The sequence below is a fragment of the Nitratireductor sp. PBL-C9 genome, from assembly GCF_050877045.1.
Taxonomy (GTDB): domain Bacteria; phylum Pseudomonadota; class Alphaproteobacteria; order Rhizobiales; family Rhizobiaceae; genus Nitratireductor; species Nitratireductor aquimarinus.
The window spans coordinates 407,075-423,689 of sequence record NZ_JBPAXW010000003.1; the positions used below are offsets into that span (position 1 = coordinate 407,075).

16 protein-coding genes are annotated in these 16,615 nt (G+C 62.7%); 5 read left to right on the forward strand and 11 right to left on the reverse strand.

The window, feature by feature from the left end; translation table 11 throughout:
* Positions 1-15: 15 nt before the first annotated feature.
* Both guaD and ACRTG1_RS09445 read right to left on the reverse strand, forming a co-directional pair.
* Entirely contained in the window at positions 16-1,323 is a 1,308-nt protein-coding gene (gene guaD / locus ACRTG1_RS09440; protein WP_206994765.1) for a guanine deaminase, read from the reverse strand.
* 3 nt (positions 1,324-1,326) lie between these two features.
* The gene (locus tag ACRTG1_RS09445; protein ID WP_432516148.1) at positions 1,327-2,541 is read right to left on the reverse strand and encodes a urate hydroxylase PuuD; all 1,215 of its coding nucleotides are present in this window, start codon (positions 2,539-2,541) and stop codon (positions 1,327-1,329) included.
* 281 nt (positions 2,542-2,822) lie between these two features.
* On the opposite strand from ACRTG1_RS09445, the gene ACRTG1_RS09450 reads away from it, so the two are divergent.
* Positions 2,823-3,743, forward strand: coding sequence for a LysR substrate-binding domain-containing protein (locus ACRTG1_RS09450; protein WP_432516149.1), 921 nt, complete (start codon positions 2,823-2,825; stop codon positions 3,741-3,743).
* A 3-nt stretch (positions 3,744-3,746) separates the two neighbouring features.
* Here ACRTG1_RS09450 and ACRTG1_RS09455 read toward each other — a convergent pair whose 3' ends face one another.
* The 6 genes from ACRTG1_RS09455 to uraH all read right to left on the reverse strand — a co-directional run bounded on the left by ACRTG1_RS09455 (position 3,747) and on the right by uraH (position 9,574).
* Complete coding sequence (locus tag ACRTG1_RS09455) at positions 3,747-4,004, reverse strand: CopG family antitoxin (protein WP_065815836.1); 258 nt, start codon at positions 4,002-4,004, stop codon at positions 3,747-3,749.
* On the reverse strand, positions 3,973-4,278 hold the full coding sequence (locus tag ACRTG1_RS09460; protein WP_432516150.1) for a BrnT family toxin: 306 nt from the start codon (positions 4,276-4,278) through the stop codon (positions 3,973-3,975). Before ACRTG1_RS09460 ends, ACRTG1_RS09455 begins: the two co-directional genes overlap by 32 nt.
* 38 nt (positions 4,279-4,316) lie before the next feature.
* On the reverse strand, positions 4,317-5,120 hold the full coding sequence (gene xdhC / locus ACRTG1_RS09465; RefSeq protein ID WP_432516151.1) for a xanthine dehydrogenase accessory protein XdhC: 804 nt from the start codon (positions 5,118-5,120) through the stop codon (positions 4,317-4,319).
* Between the two features lie 277 nt (positions 5,121-5,397).
* A complete protein-coding gene (gene xdhB / locus ACRTG1_RS09470; RefSeq protein ID WP_432516152.1) occupies positions 5,398-7,740 on the reverse strand; it encodes a xanthine dehydrogenase molybdopterin binding subunit in 2,343 nt (780 codons plus the stop codon).
* Positions 7,741-7,742: 2 nt separating this feature from the next.
* Positions 7,743-9,209, reverse strand: coding sequence for a xanthine dehydrogenase small subunit (xdhA, locus tag ACRTG1_RS09475; RefSeq protein WP_432516153.1), 1,467 nt, complete (start codon positions 9,207-9,209; stop codon positions 7,743-7,745).
* Positions 9,209-9,574 carry a hydroxyisourate hydrolase gene (gene uraH / locus ACRTG1_RS09480; RefSeq protein ID WP_206544231.1) on the reverse strand — a complete coding sequence of 122 codons (366 nt, stop codon included), beginning with the start codon at positions 9,572-9,574 and terminating at the stop codon, positions 9,209-9,211. Before uraH ends, xdhA begins: the two co-directional genes overlap by 1 nt.
* 185 nt (positions 9,575-9,759) lie before the next feature.
* Between uraH and puuE the strand changes: the two genes are divergently transcribed.
* Genes puuE through ACRTG1_RS09500 form a run of 4 tightly spaced genes read left to right on the forward strand, consistent with a single transcriptional unit; the run spans position 9,760 to position 13,143 of the window.
* The gene (gene puuE / locus ACRTG1_RS09485) at positions 9,760-11,196 is read left to right on the forward strand and encodes an allantoinase PuuE (RefSeq protein ID WP_432516154.1); all 1,437 of its coding nucleotides are present in this window, start codon (positions 9,760-9,762) and stop codon (positions 11,194-11,196) included.
* Between the two features lie 17 nt (positions 11,197-11,213).
* A complete protein-coding gene (locus ACRTG1_RS09490; RefSeq protein ID WP_283799817.1) occupies positions 11,214-12,050 on the forward strand; it encodes a bifunctional allantoicase/(S)-ureidoglycine aminohydrolase in 837 nt (278 codons plus the stop codon).
* Entirely contained in the window at positions 12,047-12,547 is a 501-nt protein-coding gene (locus tag ACRTG1_RS09495) for an ureidoglycolate lyase (protein WP_432516155.1), read from the forward strand. Before ACRTG1_RS09490 ends, ACRTG1_RS09495 begins: the two co-directional genes overlap by 4 nt.
* A complete protein-coding gene (locus ACRTG1_RS09500; protein WP_432516156.1) occupies positions 12,544-13,143 on the forward strand; it encodes a nucleoside deaminase in 600 nt (199 codons plus the stop codon). The genes ACRTG1_RS09495 and ACRTG1_RS09500 overlap by 4 nt, the downstream gene beginning before the upstream one ends.
* A gap of 534 nt (positions 13,144-13,677) precedes the next feature.
* Here the strand turns inward: ACRTG1_RS09500 and pcaF are convergent.
* The 3 genes from pcaF to ACRTG1_RS09515 all read right to left on the reverse strand — a co-directional run bounded on the left by pcaF (position 13,678) and on the right by ACRTG1_RS09515 (position 16,582).
* A complete protein-coding gene (gene pcaF / locus ACRTG1_RS09505) occupies positions 13,678-14,883 on the reverse strand; it encodes a 3-oxoadipyl-CoA thiolase (RefSeq protein ID WP_206544236.1) in 1,206 nt (401 codons plus the stop codon).
* A gap of 68 nt (positions 14,884-14,951) precedes the next feature.
* Positions 14,952-15,728, reverse strand: a complete 777-nt coding sequence (locus ACRTG1_RS09510) for a CoA-transferase subunit beta (protein WP_113153008.1) — start codon at positions 15,726-15,728, stop codon at positions 14,952-14,954.
* Positions 15,725-16,582: a CoA transferase subunit A gene (locus ACRTG1_RS09515; protein ID WP_317088778.1), complete on the reverse strand. Its 858-nt coding sequence runs from the start codon at positions 16,580-16,582 to the stop codon at positions 15,725-15,727. The genes ACRTG1_RS09510 and ACRTG1_RS09515 overlap by 4 nt, the downstream gene beginning before the upstream one ends.
* Positions 16,583-16,615 lie beyond the last annotated feature (33 nt).

The window sequence follows — 16,615 nt, forward strand, 5'->3', positions numbered from 1 at the left end:
ATTTACCCCCGGAATTTACAAGGCGCTTTTGGCAGCCTCTCCTGCGACATAGGTTTCCACGATGGCGCGGTCGTCGGCAAGCGTCTGGAGCAGGAAAAGCTCCTCGGCCAGCGTTTCGATGCGCTCCATGCGCAGCGCCATCACCGGCGTTGCGCGCGCGTTCAGAACCACGATATCGGCGTCGGTGCCCGGTTCCAGCGTGCCCACGCGCTCCGACAGGGAGAGCGCCTCGGCATTGCCGCGCGTGATCTGCCAGAAGGAGGCCAGCGGGTTCAGCTTCTCGCCATTGAGCGCGATGACCTTGTAGCCTTCATCCATGGTGCGCAGCATGGAGTAATTGGTGCCGCCGCCCACATCCGTCGCCGAGGCCAGACGCAGCGGCTTCTCACGCTTGCGATAACGCAGATAGTCGAACAGGCCGGAACCGAGGAAGAGGTTGGAGGTGGGGCAGAACACGGCGACCGAGCCCGTGTCCGAAAGCACATCCGCCTCGCGCTCGGAAAGATGAATGCAATGGCCGAGCAGTGCCCTGGGGCCAAGCAGACCGTACTGCTCGTAGATGCCGGTATAGTCCGGCGCGTCGGGATAAAGCTCCGCCGTCAGCGCGATCTCGTCGTGATTTTCGGAGAGATGCGTCTGCATGTGGAGGTCGGGGAATTCGCGCATCAGCGCTGCGGCTATCTCCAGCTGCCCGGGGCTGGAGGTGATGGCGAAACGCGGCGTGACGGCATAATTGAGCCGGCCCCTGCCGTGCCATTCGCCGATCAGCGCCTTCGTGTCGTCGTAAGAGGATTGCGGCGTATCGGTGAGTGCGGCCGGCGCGTTGCGGTCCATCATCACCTTGCCGCCCACAACGCACATGTTGCGCGCCAGCGCCTCACCGAAAAACGCCTCCGCGCTTTCCTTGTGAACGGAGCAATAGGCGGCAACCGTGGTCGTGCCGTTGCGCAGCAGCTCATCGAAGAACAGACGGGCGATGTGACGGCCGTGCTGAATGTCGGAGAACCTGGTTTCTTCAGGGAAAGTGTAGTTGTTCAGCCAGTCCAGAAGCTCGGCGCCATAGCTCGCGATCACCTGCATCTGCGGGAAATGCGCATGGGCGTCGATGAAGCCCGGCAGGATGAGGTGCGGGCGGTGATCCACCACCGCGTGCCCCGCTTCTGCGCCTGCTGCGACCTCGGCAAAACTGCCGGATGCAAGGATAACGCCATCTTCGACCAGAACCGCGCCATCCTCTTCAAACAGATAGGCGTCGTGGTCGTCGATGCTCCGCGGTTCGGCTTTGAACGACAGGAGCCGCCCGCGGATGAGTTTCTGTGCCATGCGCTAGCGCGCCTCCTCGAACCAGGTAACGATCAGTTGCCGCTCCTCGTCCGTGATGCCCGAAACATTGCCGGGCGGCATGGCGTGGCTGCGGCCTGCCTGCAGATAGATTTCACGCGCGTGCTCGGCAATAGCCGCATCCGTGTCGAGCACAACATTCTTCGGTGGGTAAGGAATGCCCTCATAGCCCGGCACCACCGCATGGCACATGGCGCAACGCCCCATCACCGTGTCGCGCACGGCTGGAAAATGGGTCGAGGCGACGAACGTCTGCCCCGTCGCCGAAAGCTTCGTCTCACCCGTCAGCACCTGCGGCACGGTGGAGAGCCACATGATGATGATGAAGAGAACGCCGGCCAGCCCCCAGGTCCAGTGCGGGGTGCCCTTGCGGGCGTGCACGGTGTTGAAATAGTGCCGGATCAGCACGCCGATGATGAAGATGAGCGATGCGATGATCCAGTTGAACTGGGTGCCGAAGGCCAGCGGATAATGGTTCGACAGCATCAGGAAGACGACGGGCAGCGTCAGGTAATTGTTGTGCAGTGAACGCTGCTTCGCCTGCAGGCCAAGTTTCGGGTCGGGCGTGCGCCCCGACTTCAGATCGGCCACCACGATCTTCTGATTGGGGATGATGATCAGGAAGACATTCGCCGTCATGATCGTCGCGGTGAACGCGCCCAGATGCAGGAAGGCCGCGCGACCGGTGAAGAGCTGCGTATAGCCCCACGCCATCGCAACAAGGATCACATAAAGCACCAGCATCAGCGCCGTATCGTTCTTGCCGAGCGGCGATTTGCACAGAAGGTCGTAGAGCAGCCAGCCAAGCCCGATTGAAGCGAGCGAGATCAGGATGCCGCCCCAGGCCGGCACATCAAGCACATTGCGGTCGACCAGATAGAGATCCGCGCCCGCATAATAGACGATGGCGAGCAGCGCGAAACCGGACAGCCAGGTGGAGTAGGATTCCCATTTGAACCAGGTCAGGTGCTCGGGCATGGAGGCCGGCGCGACCATGTATTTCTGGATATGGTAGAAACCGCCGCCATGGACCTGCCATTCCTCGCCATGCACGCCCTCGGGCAGACCCGGCCGCTTCACCAGCCCCAGATCCAGCGCGATGAAATAGAAGGATGAGCCAATCCAGGCGATGGCCGTGACCACATGCAGCCAGCGCACGCCAAAGGACAGCCAGTCCCACAAAACCGCGTAATCGTTCATGCCCGTTCCCTCAACTCCCGTCAGCCCTGCCCCAATAGCCAGCCTTGTTCCTGCGCGCTTCCTTTTGCCCAACTTCGGACGGAAAACCGGTGACCACTTTTCCTGGAATTGCTCATTCATTGTTCCTGCGCAATTCCAGACGGAAAACCGGTAACCACTTTTCCTGGAATTGCTCTGGCGGCCCAAGGTGACGGAACCCGGTATAAACGGAAAGCGGGGAAGATCACGATGACTTTCAAAAAAATATGGAAAATAATGCGCGCGAATCTTGGGGGAACCGCATGGCCTATCTCGACAATATCGCCGTTTTTGTCCGCGTCGTGGAACTCGGCAATCTGTCTTCAGCAGGCCGCGACATGCGGCTTTCTCCGGCCGTTGCCTCGAACCGGGTGAAGGAGCTCGAAAAGCATCTTGGCGTGCGGCTCTTCAACCGCACCACGCGCCAGCTCACCCCCACCGAGCAGGGCCGCGTCTTCTATGAGGGCGCGCGCAAGGTTCTCGAAGCGGTGGCGGAAGCCGAAGCCTCGGTCGCAGATCTTTCCGGCCAGCCGCGCGGCACGATCCGCGTCACCGCGCCGCTCGGCATCGGCAAGCGTCTGATCGCCAGCGGCATTCCCGAATTCCGCGACCAGTATCCCGAAATCGAGGTTCGCTTACGACTCTCCGACCATGAGGTCGACATGATGCGCGAGGGCATCGACGTCGCCTTCAAGCTCGGCATTCTGGAGAATTCCTCTTTCCGCATGCGCGGCATCATGGATTGCGAGCGTGTTCTGGCGGCGGCCCCTGATTATCTGAACCGGCGCGGCGAACCGAAAACGCCCGAAGCGCTGATCGATGAGCGGCACGACTGCCTGATGTTGCGCTTTCCCGGCGCACGCGAGCATTTCTGGATGCTGCAAACGCCGGAGGGCGCGCGAAAGTTCGAGGTCGGGGGACCGTTCGATTCCGACGATGGCGACGTGATCACCGACTGGGCGCTTGCCGGGCGCGGCATCGTCAACAAGCCCCGCTTCGAGATCGAACCATTCCTGCGCGACGGGCGGCTCCAGGTGGTCCTGCCCGAAACCCCGCCAGTGCCGGTCAAGCTTGCCGCGCTCTACCCGCACAAGAAGTTTCAGGACCCCAAAGTGCGGCTCCTGGTCGACTTCATGGCAGGCCGCTGCCAGCGGATGATTGGCGCGACCCTGTCAGAGCAATAATGGTCAGCCTGCACGCAGGCTTTCCAGACCGCGCTGAACAAGCTCGCGCATGAGCCGCTGATAGGGAACACCACGCTTCTTCGCCTCAGCCTTCACGGCATCCAACTGGCTTTGCGGCATGCGCATATTCACCCTTGCCGCCTTGTTCTCGAACTCGAACCCGGCGGGTTTGAATGCACCAAAATCCAGATCGGAAAGATCCTGATCGAGGAAGTCTTCCGCATCCTTATCAGTTTTCAGTTTGGGAACGCTGCGTTTCATAGCGTTTCAACTCCTTGGCATGCATATAGCGCGCTGTGATCGGACGAATAAGACGCTTCCCGTCAACCATGCGAAAGGTCACGCCCATGAACATGGGGCGGCCCCGCCGGTTGCGTCCGATGACGATGTAGCGATCTTCGGGCCCAGAGTGTGCTGGATCAGGCGCAATCAACGGGTCATGAAGAAGCGCATGTTCGATCTCGTCCTTCGAGACACCATGCTTTGCACATTTCGGCCAGTTTCCGGTGTCCCAGTCAAAGCCTGCGATCTTCATTCATGAAGTATGTAAGTTTGTACACACAAATGTCAACATCACGACTGCAAAGCCGTCAGTATCTCCGCAGCCGCCATGGCTGCGATGACGGCGGGGCGCTTGTCGTGGACGGCGTTCCCGCCAATGGGGGTGGTCAGCTGCGCGAAACGGCGTTCATCGCCGCCATTCTTCAGATACCAGCTCCGGAAGGTCGCGCGTTTGGTTCTGGAGCCGATCATGCCGACATAGGCCGCGTCATCGCGCGCCAGCGCCTCGGCAACCAGCAGGAAATCGAGCGCATGATCATGGGTCAGGACCACGAAGGCCGTCCCGGCGGAGGCTGAACGCACCGCCTCTTCCGGCAGGGCCGTAAGGCGCGTCTCCACATCGCTTGGAAAATCCTCCAGCGCTTCCTCACGGGTCTCGACCACCAGCACCCGCACGGGCAGCGGGGTCAACGCTGCCGCCAGCGCATGGCCGACATGGCCACCGCCAAACAGGATCACCTGCGGGAACGCGCCTGCCTCATCGCGGACGCGCTTCACCAGCGCCCTGCGCTCCGCCTCATCGAGAAGGCGAATGTCGAGCGCCACCCGGCCGCCGCAGCACTGGCCGATTTCCGGCCCGAGCGGAATGTCGAGAGCACCGTTTGCTAGATTGTCCGAGATCAGTTCGCGCGCCCTGGCAATCGCCATGAATTCAAGCTGGCCGCCACCGATGGTTCCAAAAATCGCCTCGGGCGAAACCAGCATCCACGCGCCCTCTTCGCGCGGGGTGGAGCCTTTCGCCTCGCGCACCTCGACGAGAGCGGCGGACGGCGCGGCATCCAGAAATGTCCGAAGGGTTTCAGTTGGATGGTTCATTGCCGCACCCATGCGTGACGGTGAGAAGACGCGACCCAGAGACCAGTGCGAAAAAGCAGAAGCATGTCAGAACGATAACGGCAGGAAGACTTAATGTCTTTCAAGGCTTTGCGAGAAAGTAGCCCGTGCAAATCAGGCTGATCCGAAGGACGCTCGATAGACCGGCGACCTGCTGCGTCAACCCCCTTGACCGGGAGGGAAACCCCGCTCTGCGGGCTTTTCCTGGCATCTCTTGGTCTATCGAACGCCATTGCGGCCATATTAATGGGTCCTGCCCCTAGCGCGCGCCTTCAACCTTCATGCGTTCCACCGCCATCAGCACACGCTCCGGCGTGGCCGGCGCATCGAGACGCGGGCAGACCGTGTGACCGGCAACGCTCGCCACTGCATCGGACAGTGCGTGCAGCACGCACATGGCCAGCATGAAGGGCGGCTCGCCCACGGCCTTGGAACGATGCACCGTCGGCTCGGCGTTTTCCGCCCAGTCGGCAAGCGCCACGTTGAACACTTTTGGCCGGTCGGACGCGAGCGGGATCTTGTAGGTGGAAGGCGCATGCGTCCGAAGCCGCCCCTTGCCGTCCCAGACCAGCTCTTCCGTCGTCAGCCAGCCCATGCCCTGAATGAAGCCGCCCTCGATCTGGCCAATGTCGATGGCGCGGTTCAGCGAGCGGCCCGTCTCGTGCAGAATATCAACGCGCTCGACCATGTATTCGCCGGTCAGCGTGTCCACGGAGACCTCGGCGCAGGCTGCGCCATAGGCGAAGTAGTAGAACGGCCGCCCCTGCCCCTTGTCGCGATCCCAGTGGATCTTCGGCGTCTTGTAGAAACCGGCTGCGGAAAGCTGGATGCGGGCCATATAGGCCTCGCCGATCAGCTCGGCGAAGGGAATTTCACGGTTGCCGATGCGCACCCGGCCCGGGAGGAACACCACCTGATCCTTCGGCACGTCATGCGCCTCGGCGGCAAAGGCGATCAGCCGGTTCTTGATCTGGCGCGCCGCGTCCTGCGCGGCCATGCCGTTCAAATCCGTGCCGGAGGAAGCCGCCGTTGCGGAGGTGTTGGGCACCTTGCCCGTGGTCGTGGCGGTGATCTTCACCTGATCAATGTCGATCTGGAATTCCTCGGCAACGATCTGCGCCACCTTGGTGTGCAGCCCCTGCCCCATTTCGGTGCCGCCATGGTTCAGATGCACCGAACCATCCGTGTAGACATGCACCAGCGCGCCGGCCTGATTGAAATGCGTGGCCGTGAAGGAGATGCCGAACTTGACCGGCGTCAGCGCCAGACCACGCTTGATGACCGGGCTTTTTGCGTTGAAGGCCGCGATTTCACGCCGCCGCGCGGCATAATCCGCACTTGCCTCCAGTTCGGCGATGACCCGTTCTGCAACATTGTCCTCGACCGTCTGGTGATAGGGCGTGACGTTGCGGTCGTCCGTGCCGTAGAGGTTTTTCTTGCGGATTTCGAGCGGGTCCCTGCCCAGCGCGAAGGCCACCTCATCGATGATGCGCTCTGCGCCAACCATGCCCTGCGGCCCACCGAAACCGCGAAACGCGGTGTTGGAAACGGTGTTCGTGTAGAGCGGGCGCGAGACGGCCCGCGCAGCCGGGTAGAAATAGGTGTTGTCGCAGTGAAACAGCGCCCGGTCTGTCACCGGACCGGAGAGATCCGCCGCATAGCCGCAGCGCGCGGCATAGGTGAAATCGACGCCGAGAATGCCGCCCTCATCATCGAAACCGACCGTGTAATCGATCAGGAAGTCGTGACGCTTGCCGGTCGCGGTCATGTCGTCATCCCGGTCGGGACGCAGCTTGACCGGCCGGTTCAGCTTCTTGGCGGCAATGGCCGCAATGGTGGCGAACAGATTGGCCTGTGTTTCCTTGCCGCCGAAGCCGCCACCCATGCGCCGCACCTCGATGGTGACGGCGTGGGAGGGAACGCCCAGCGCATGCGCCACCATGTGCTGCACCTCGCTTGGGTGCTGGGTGGAGGAAAACACGGTCACATCGCCGTCTTCGCCCGGAAGCGCGAAAGCGATCTGGCCTTCAAGATAGAAATGGTCCTGCCCGCCAACCCGCATCTGACCGCGGATCGTGTGCGGCGCAGCGGCAATCGCCGCAGCGCTGTCACCGCGCTCGAGCTTCAGCGGTGCGGTAACGAGCTTCGCGTCATCCGCGGCATCGGCGACATCGATCAGTGCGGGTTCTTCCGCATAGTCGATCTTCGCCAGACGGCAGGCGCGCCGCGCCACTTCGCGCGTTTCGGCAATGACCGCGAAAACCGGCTGGCCGAAAAACTGCACACGCCCGTCTGCCAGAATGGGCTCGTCATGCAGCCCGGTCGGGCTCATATCGTTGTCGCCGGGCACATCGTTCGCCGTCAGAACGGCGACAACGCCGGGCGCTGCCCGCACATCGGAAAGGTCAAAGCCGGTGATCGCGCCATGCGCCACCTCGGAAAGACCGAGACAGGCATGCAGCGTGCCGGCGGGTTCGGCCATATCATCGATATAGATGGCCTCGCCGCTTACATGTTTGCGGGCGGAATCGTGCTTCTCGTCGCTGGCGACGCCGCCATCAATCTTCGCCTTGCCCTGCGTGCGTGGTTCATGCCGCGTCATGGTCAGGCCGCCTCATGTCTGGAGAGGTCCACCGCGCCGGCGCCGGTGCTTTCAAGGAAATAGCGGCGCAGCAGGTTCTTCGCCGCCATCATGCGATAGTCGGCGGATGCGCGCATATCGGAGATGGGCTGGAAGTCCCCGTCATAGGCCGAAAGTGCTGCCTCGACGGTTTCCTGCGTCCATGCCTTGCCGGTCAGCGCCGCCTCGACGGATTTTGCGCGTTTCGGCGTCGCGGCCATGCCGCCATAGGCGATGCGGGCGGCTTCGACCCGGCCATCGGCGATCCGCAGATCGAACGCGCCGAGAACCGCCGTGATATCTTCATCCCGACGCTTGGAGATTTTCCAGACCGCGAAACGGGAGGCCGCATCGGGCACCGGAACATGCACCGCCTCGACGAACTCGCCGGGCGCGCGATCCTGCTTGCCATAGTCGATGAAGAAATCTTCCAGCGGAATGGTGCGGCGCGCGCTGCCCCTGCGCAGTGTGAGCGTTGCGCCAAGCGCGATCAGTGGCGGCGGCGTGTCACCGATGGGCGAGCCATTGGCGATGTTGCCGCCAATCGTGCCCATATTGCGCACCTGCTCGCCGCCAATGCGGTCGATCAGTGCGCCCAGCGCGGGAATGCGTTTCGCCACAAGTTCAAATGCTCCGGTGTAGCTCACGCCCGCGCCAATGCTGATGACGCCATCCTGCTCACGGATTTCCTGCAGGCCATCGAGCCCGCCGATGAAGACCACCGGCGCGATGTCGCGCATGAATTTGGTGACCCATAAGCCCACATCCGTTGCACCGGCGACGATTGTGGCCTCGGGCTCGGCTTCAAGGATCCCGGCAAAATCATCGACATCCGCCGGGATCAGCAGACGCTCGCGGCCCGAGCCGATCTCCACCCGCGCGCCATCCTTCATGCCTTGCAGCGCGGCGATGACCGCAGCGCGCTCCGTCGCCAGCGGATCAGACGCGGCATTGCCATAGTCGGAGACCGCGCGCGCAGCCCGCACGATGGGTTCATAGCCGGTGCAGCGACACAGATTGCCCTGCAATGCCTTCTCAATGGCCCTGTCGGAGGGCTGCGCCTCGCGCATCCAGAGCGCGTAAAGCGACATGACGAAGCCCGGCGTGCAGAAGCCGCATTGCGAGCCGTGATAATCGACCATCGCCTGCTGAACCGGATGCAGGCTGCCATCGGCCCGCTTCAAATGCTCCACCGTCACCACGTGACAGGCATCCAGCGATCCCAGGAAGCGGATGCAGGCATTGACGCTCTCATAGGAAAGCGCGCCATTGCGCAACCGACCGACGAGCACGGTGCACGCGCCGCAATCGCCTTCCGCGCAGCCTTCCTTGGTGCCGGTCAGGCGCTGCCGCAGGCGCAGATAGTCAAGCAGGGTTTCGTCCGGGCGGACATTGCCCAGCGCCACCGGCGCGCCGTTCAAAAGAAAACGGATTTCACCGCGCGCGCCCATCAGCTCCCCCTGTAGGTGGAATAGCCATAGGGCGAGATGAGGAGCGGCACGTGATAATGCGTGTTTTCAGCCATGCCGAAGCGGATCGGCACCTGATCGAGAAAGGCCGGAGCCGGCAGATCAACGCCCTGCGCACGCAGATAGGCGCCGGCTTCAAACACCAGTTCATAGAAGCCGGTGCGAAACGCATCGCCAGCAAGCAGCGGCGCATCGCAGCGGCCATCGCTGTTGGTCGTGACCGTCTTCACATGAGTGCGCGCCTCCCCCTCCAGGCGATAGAGCGCAATCTCCAGTCCTCCGGCCGGTTTTCCGCTGGCCGTGTCCAGCACATGGGTCGTCAGACGGCCCTCACCCGCATTGCTCATGCGGCCTCCCTTTAAATTCACTAAAGCCACTTGCCCTATATATAGGGTTGATTGTGGGACAAATCCGCAGCCAGCATAAGAGCCCCGGCGAAGGATCGACAACTAAACTCTTTCAAATTTTTCGGGAAAGTTCACACCCCATTCCATCGATTATCCTTGCCAATAAAGAATATCGGAAAGTTTGCATGACCCGCTACCTCAGAAACATGACCGGCTACGGCCAGAACCCGCCGAATGCCGACTGGCCCGATGGCGCGCGCGTAGCCGTGCAGTTCGTCGTCAATTACGAGGAAGGCGGCGAAAACTGCATTCTGCATGGCGACGAGGCCTCCGAAGCCTTCCTGTCGGAAGTGGTGGGCGCAGCGCCCTGGCAGGGCATGCGCCACTGGAACATGGAATCCATTTATGAGTACGGCTCGCGCGCCGGGTTCTGGCGGCTCCACCGCATGTTCACGGCAGCCGGCGTGCCGGTCACCGTTTTCGGCGTCGCTTCGGCGCTTGCCCGAAGCCCCGACCAGCTTGCCGCCATGCAGGATGCCGGCTGGGAAATCGCGTCGCACGGCCTGAAATGGATCGACTACCGCGCCCATTCGGAAGAAAGCGAGCGCGCCGACCTTCTGGAAGCCATCCGGCTGCACACCGAAGTGGTGGGCGAACGCCCGCGCGGCCTGTATCTCGGACGCACCTCGGTCAATTCGGTGAAACTGGCCATCGAGGAAGGCGGGTTCGACTGGATTTCCGACACCTATGACGACGACCTGCCCTACTGGATCGACCATGACGGCCACGGGCACGGCACGCGCGCGCAACTGGTCGTCCCCTACACGCTTGATGCAAACGACATGCGCTTTGCCACGGCGCAGGGCTTCAATTCCGGCGATCAGTTCTTCAGCTATCTGAAAGACGCTTTCGACACACTCTATACCGAGGGGGGCTCGGGGCGGCCGGCCATGATGAGCATCGGCCTTCATTGCCGTCTCATCGGCCGGCCGGGACGCGCTGCAGCCCTCCAGCGCTTCATCGACTATGTGAAGAGCCACGACCATGTGTGGCTTGCGACACGTGGCGAGATCGCCCGGCACTGGCGCGAAAAGCACCCCTATGAAGCGCCGGCGCTGCGCCCGAGCCGCATGAGCGAACCGGAGTTCATCGAACGGTTCGGCAGCATCTATGAGCATTCGCCATGGATCGCCGAACGCGCGGCAAAGCTGGAACTCGGCCCCGCACATGACACGGCCGGGGGCCTCGCCAATGCGCTCGCCCGCGCCTTCCGTTCGGCCAGCGAAGACGAACGCCTTGGCGTTCTGAAAGCCCACCCGGACCTTGCGGGCAAGCTGGCGGCAGCCAAAAGGCTGACCGAGGAATCGAGCAAAGAGCAGGCTTCGGCAGGGCTCGATGCGCTGACCGACAGCGAACGCGCACGCTTTACCGAACTCAACACCGCCTATACGCAAAAATTCGGGTTTCCCTTCATCATCGCCGTCAAGGACAACACCAGGGACAGCATTCTGAAGGCCTTCGAAGCCCGCTTGGAGAACAGCCGCAACGAGGAATTCGCCACCGCCTGCCGGCAGGTGGAGCGGATCGCCCGGCTGCGGCTCAACGACATCCTCCCCGTGTGAAATCAGGACGAGACCAGATGAACGCCCGCACCTATTACGCCCCGCATGGCGGGCATCCGCCGCAGACCCAGCTCCTGACCGACCGCGCGGTTCTGACGGACGCCTATGCGCTGATGCCGAAAGGCGTCATGCAGGACATCGTCACCAGCCTGCTGCCGTTCTGGGAAAAAACCCGCTGCTGGATCATTGCGCGCCCCCTTTCCGGCTTTGCCGAGACCTTTTCGCAATACATCATGGAAGTGGAGCCCGGCGGCGGCAGCGACCGGGCCGAACTCGATGAGACCGCGGAAGGCGTGCTTTTCATCGTCGAGGGCGAGCTGACCGTCGAGATCGCAGGCGAGACGCACAAGATGACGCCCGGCGGCTACGCCTATCTGCCGCCATCGAGCGGCTGGACCGCACACAATCGGGGCGACGCGCCCGCTCGCTTCCACTGGGTGCGCAAGGCCTATGAACCCGTTGCCGGCCTCGACACGCCCGATGCGCTGTTTCTGAACGAGGCCGATGTCGCGCCCTCTCCCATGCCGGGAACGGATGGCAAATGGGCAACGACGCGCTTTGTCGATCCGGCCGATCTGCGCCACGACATGCATGTGACCATCGTCACGCTGCAGCCCGGCGCGGTGATCCCCTTCGCCGAAACGCATGTCATGGAGCACGGTCTCTATGTGCTGGAAGGCAAGGCCGTCTACCGGCTCAACCAGGACTGGGTGGAGGTGGAAGCCGGCGACTTCATGTGGCTGCGCGCCTTCTGTCCACAGGCCTGTTATGCGGGCGGGCCGGGCAATTTCCGCTACCTGCTCTACAAGGACGTCAACCGGCACGCCCGGCTGGGTGGCAGCTTCGCGCGATGAAGCGAATCGAAGCCGAGAAGCTCACACGCGCAGCCTTCGCGCCCTTCGGCGACGTGATCGAAACCGAAGGCGCGGAAAGCTTCCTCATCAATGCCGACAAGTGCCGCCGCTTTCACGATTTGGCGACGGTCGAAACGGCGGGTGAGAATGCGCGTGTTCTGATCAACATCTTTCGCGGCACGCCCTATGCGCTGCCGCTGCGGCTTTCCATGGTGGAGCGGCACCCGCTTGGAAGCCAGGCCTTCATGCCGCTTTCACCGGCCCCCTTTCTGGTGATCGTGTGCCCGGATGAAGACGGGCGGCCCGGCACCCCCCGCGCCTTCATCACGCATCCCGGACAGGGCGTGAACTATGCGCGCGGCACCTGGCATGGCGTTTTGACGCCCATTGCCGCACCCCAGGATTTCCTGGTGGTGGACCGTGGCGGAGACGGCAACAATCTGGAAGAGTTCCACTTTCAGGAACTTTTTGAAATCACGGTGCCATCCCTCCCATGACCGCTCCCGACCTTCACCTCATCAACCGGCTGCTCGACGTGATCGAACAGGACATCCTGCCGAAGACCGCCGCGGGCGTCGCCCATGGCAACAAGCTCTTCGGCGCGGCCATCCTGAAGAAAAGCGACCTGTCGCTGGTGCTTGCCGAAACCAACAATGAGCTGGAAAACCCGCTCTGGCATGGTGAGGTTCATACGCTGAAGCGGTTCTACGAACTGCCGAAGGATGCGCGCCCGGACACGAAAGACTGCATTTTCCTGTCCACGCACGAGCCCTGCTCGCTGTGTCTTTCGGCGATCACCTGGACCGGCTTCGACAATTTCTACTATCTGTTCAGCCACGAAGATTCGCGCGACGCCTTCGCGATCCCGCACGATCTGAAGATTCTCAAGGAAGTCTTCACGCTGGAGCCCGGCGGCTACAATGCCGAAAACGCCTTCTGGAAAAGCTACGCCCTGCCCGCTCTGGCAACCGCACTGCCTGCGGCTGATGTGGAAGCCGTGAAAGCGCGGATCGCAAAGCTCTCCACAGCCTATGCCGCCCTTTCCGAACGCTATCAGGACAGCAAGGCAGAGAACGACATTCCGCTGAACTGACGGGGATGGCCGGGGTGAAGGCACGCGCCAACGTCACCACCTGAGCCCGTCATGCCGCCCTCGCCCTTCGACAGGCTCAGGATGAGGGCTGTGTTGGCGAAGCCGCCGCGCGAGACGATGCTCTGAGCGCTTCAAAAACCAAGACAATGCGGAAGCGCCGGTGATGTGGGAGAGGCGAACAAGCACATCACGGCATCGCAAAGCACTGCAACGCAACCCAAGGCGAGGCAACCCAAGGCGGGGCAACGCAACGCGAGACAAGACAACGCAAGGCAAGGCAAGGCAAGCGCCTCACATCTCCCTGCTTTCACCTCATCCTGAGCCTGTCGAAGGGCGGGGTGAAGGCACGCGCCAACGTCACCGCCTGAGCGCGTCAAACCGCCCTCGCCCTTCGACAGGCTCAGGATGAGGGCTGTGTTGGCGCTACTGTGCTGTGAGGGCTCATGTTGTCACCCTGCGAGGATAAAGGCCCCCACCGCAATGAGCGCGCCCAATAACAAAAGGGCGGGTTACCCCGCCCCATCGCCATCGTGATTAAACGCGTTCCATCGCCAGCGCGATGCCCTGGCCAACGCCGATGCACATGGTGGCGAGCGCGCGCTTGCCGCCGCCGGCCTGCAACTCAAGCGCAGCGGTGCCGGAGATGCGGGCGCCCGACATGCCGAGCGGATGGCCAAGCGCGATTGCGCCGCCATTCGGATTCACCTGCGGCGCATCCTCGGCAAGCCCCAGTTCGCGCAGCACGGCGATGCCCTGCGAGGCGAAGGCCTCGTTGAGCTCGATGACGTCGAAATCCGAAGGTTTCAGGCCAAGCCGGGCACAAAGGCGCTGCGTTGCCGGAGCCGGGCCGATGCCCATGATGCGCGGCGGAACGCCAGCCGTCGCGCCGCCGAGAATGCGGGCGATCGGCGTCAGGCCGTATTTCTTCGCCGCTGCTTCCGAAGCGATGATGAGCGCAGCCGCACCGTCATTGACGCCAGAGGCATTGCCGGCGGTCACGGTGCCGCCCTCGCGGAAAGGCGTCGGCAGCTTGCCGAGCTTTTCAACCGTGGTGCCCGGACGCGGATGCTCGTCCCTGTCGACCACCACCGGGTCGCCCTTGCGCTGGGGAATGGTGACGGGGATGATTTCCCTGGCGAGACGCCCGTTTTCCTGCGCGGCAACAGCCTTGTTCTGGCTGCGCACGGCAAAGGCGTCCTGATCGGCGCGGCTGACAGAGAAATCAGCCGCCACGTTCTCACCCGTCTCCGGCATGGAATCGACGCCATACTGCTTCTTGAGCAGCTTGTTGACGAAGCGCCAGCCAATGGTGGTGTCGTAGATTTCCGCATGACGCGAGAAGGCCGTTTCGGCCTTCGGCATGACGAAGGGCGCACGGCTCATGGATTCCACGCCGCCGGCGATCATGATCTCCGCCTCACCCGCCTTGATGGCGCGCGCGGCAATGGTGATCGCATCCATGCCCGAACCGCACAGGCGGTTCACCGTGGAGCCCGGCACCTCGATGGGCAGGCCCGCAAGAAGCACGGCCATGCGCGCCACGTTGCGGTTGTCCTCACCGGCCTGGTTGGCGCAGCCATAGAACACATCGTCCAGCGCCGCCCAGTCGACCTTCGGGTTGCGCTCCATCAGCGCCTTGATCGGCAGGGCAGCCAGATCGTCGGCGCGAACGGAGGAAAGCGCGCCGCCGAAACGGCCGATCGGCGTGCGGATGTAGTCGCAGATGAAAGCTTCAGCCATGAGTGAGGTCTCCTAACCATCAATGCCGGGCAGCGCCCGGCCGCCGCGTGCGCCACGCGACGGAAAGATCATGCGCCCTTATGGGCCGCTTCGGTGCGGGCTTTCAAGTCGCGCAATGTCGCAAGCTCGAGTTCGGTGGGCGGCGGCGTCTCTTCGACACCGTCAGCAAACGTCACGGTCCAGCCGCAGGTTTCCTGCACCTGATCGCGCGTAACGCCGGGATGCAGCGACACGACGGTGAACTCCTTCGTCACCGGATCCGGCTTCCAGATCGCAAGATCGGTGATGAGCAGCGTCGGCCCCTTGGTGTCGATGCCGAGCTTCTGGCGGTGGTCGCCGCCATCGCCATGTCCAAAGGAGGTGTAGAAGTCGATCTTCTCCACCATGCCCCGCTTCGACTGGGCGAGCGTGATGTAGACTTCCTGCGAGGAGGTAGCGATTTCCGGAGCGCCACCGCCACCGGGAAGCCGCGTCTTCGGGCTGTCATAGTCACCGATGACGGTGGTGTTGATGTTGCCGTATTTGTCGATCTGGGCCGCGCCCAGAAAGCCGATGGTGATGCGCCCGCCCTGCAGCCAGTAGCGGAACATTTCCGGCACCGGCACCGTGGTCAGCGCGGTGTCGCACAGCTCGCCATCGCCAATCGAGAGCGGCAGAACGTCCGGCGCGGTGCCGATGGTGCCGGATTCGTAGATCAGCGTGATGTCGGGCGCATGCGTCAGGCGCGCAATGTTGCACGCAGCCGAGGGCGCGCCGATGCCGACGAAACACACATCGTCATTCTTCAGCGCGCGTGAGGCCGCAATCGTCATCATTTCATTGGGAGTGAATTCGGGCTTGCTCATCCTGCGTCCCTCAGCTTCTCAACGCGGCCTGCGAAATCCTCGGGCGTCGCATCAAGCACATTCTTCTGCATCCAGTCGCGGAACAGGTCGCGGTCTGCGGCGACCTTGTCCCATTTCAGATATTCGGCGTTGTCACGCGCGTAATAGCCATGCGTGTAGGAGGGGTGTGCGCCACCCGGCACCACGGCGATGTCGGTCACCGTCCAGTGGGGCAGAATGGTCAGATTGGGGTGCAGGTCGGAGAAATCGTCGACGACTTCTTCGACGGTCACGACAGCGCGTTTCGCTGCAAGCACCGCCTCTTTCTGAATGCCGACAATGCCCTCGACCAGAACATTGCCCTTCCGGTCCGCCTTCTGCGCATGAATGAAGACGACATCGGGCCGCAGTGCCGGCACGGCGGCCAGGCTCTCGCCCGTGAAGGGGCACTCGATGAACTTGATGTTCGGGTTCACACGGGCAAGCTCCGCGCCGCGATAGCCACGGAAAATCGCGCAGGGAAGCCCGGCCGCACCCGCCTCATAGGCATTGGCCATGGCGGCGTGGGAGTGTTCCTCGATCTCGAGCTTGTGCGGAAAGCCGTTTTCCACCGCATCGCGCAGGCGGCGCAGAAGCCCCACCCCCGGATTGCCGGCATAGGAAAAGACCAGTTTGCGGGCGAGGCCCATGCCGATCATCTGGTCGTAGACCACATCGGGGGTCATGCGGATCAGCGTGAGATCACGGAAACCCTGGCGGATCGCCTCATGGGCGGCGGCGGTGGGGATGAGATGGGTGAAGCCTTCAAAAGCGACGCTGTCGCCATTGTTCAGGTTCTCCGCAACCGCCTGGGGCAGCGGGACGAAACGCGCCATGGCACTCCTCGTAAGTTCGTATTGCGAACAAAA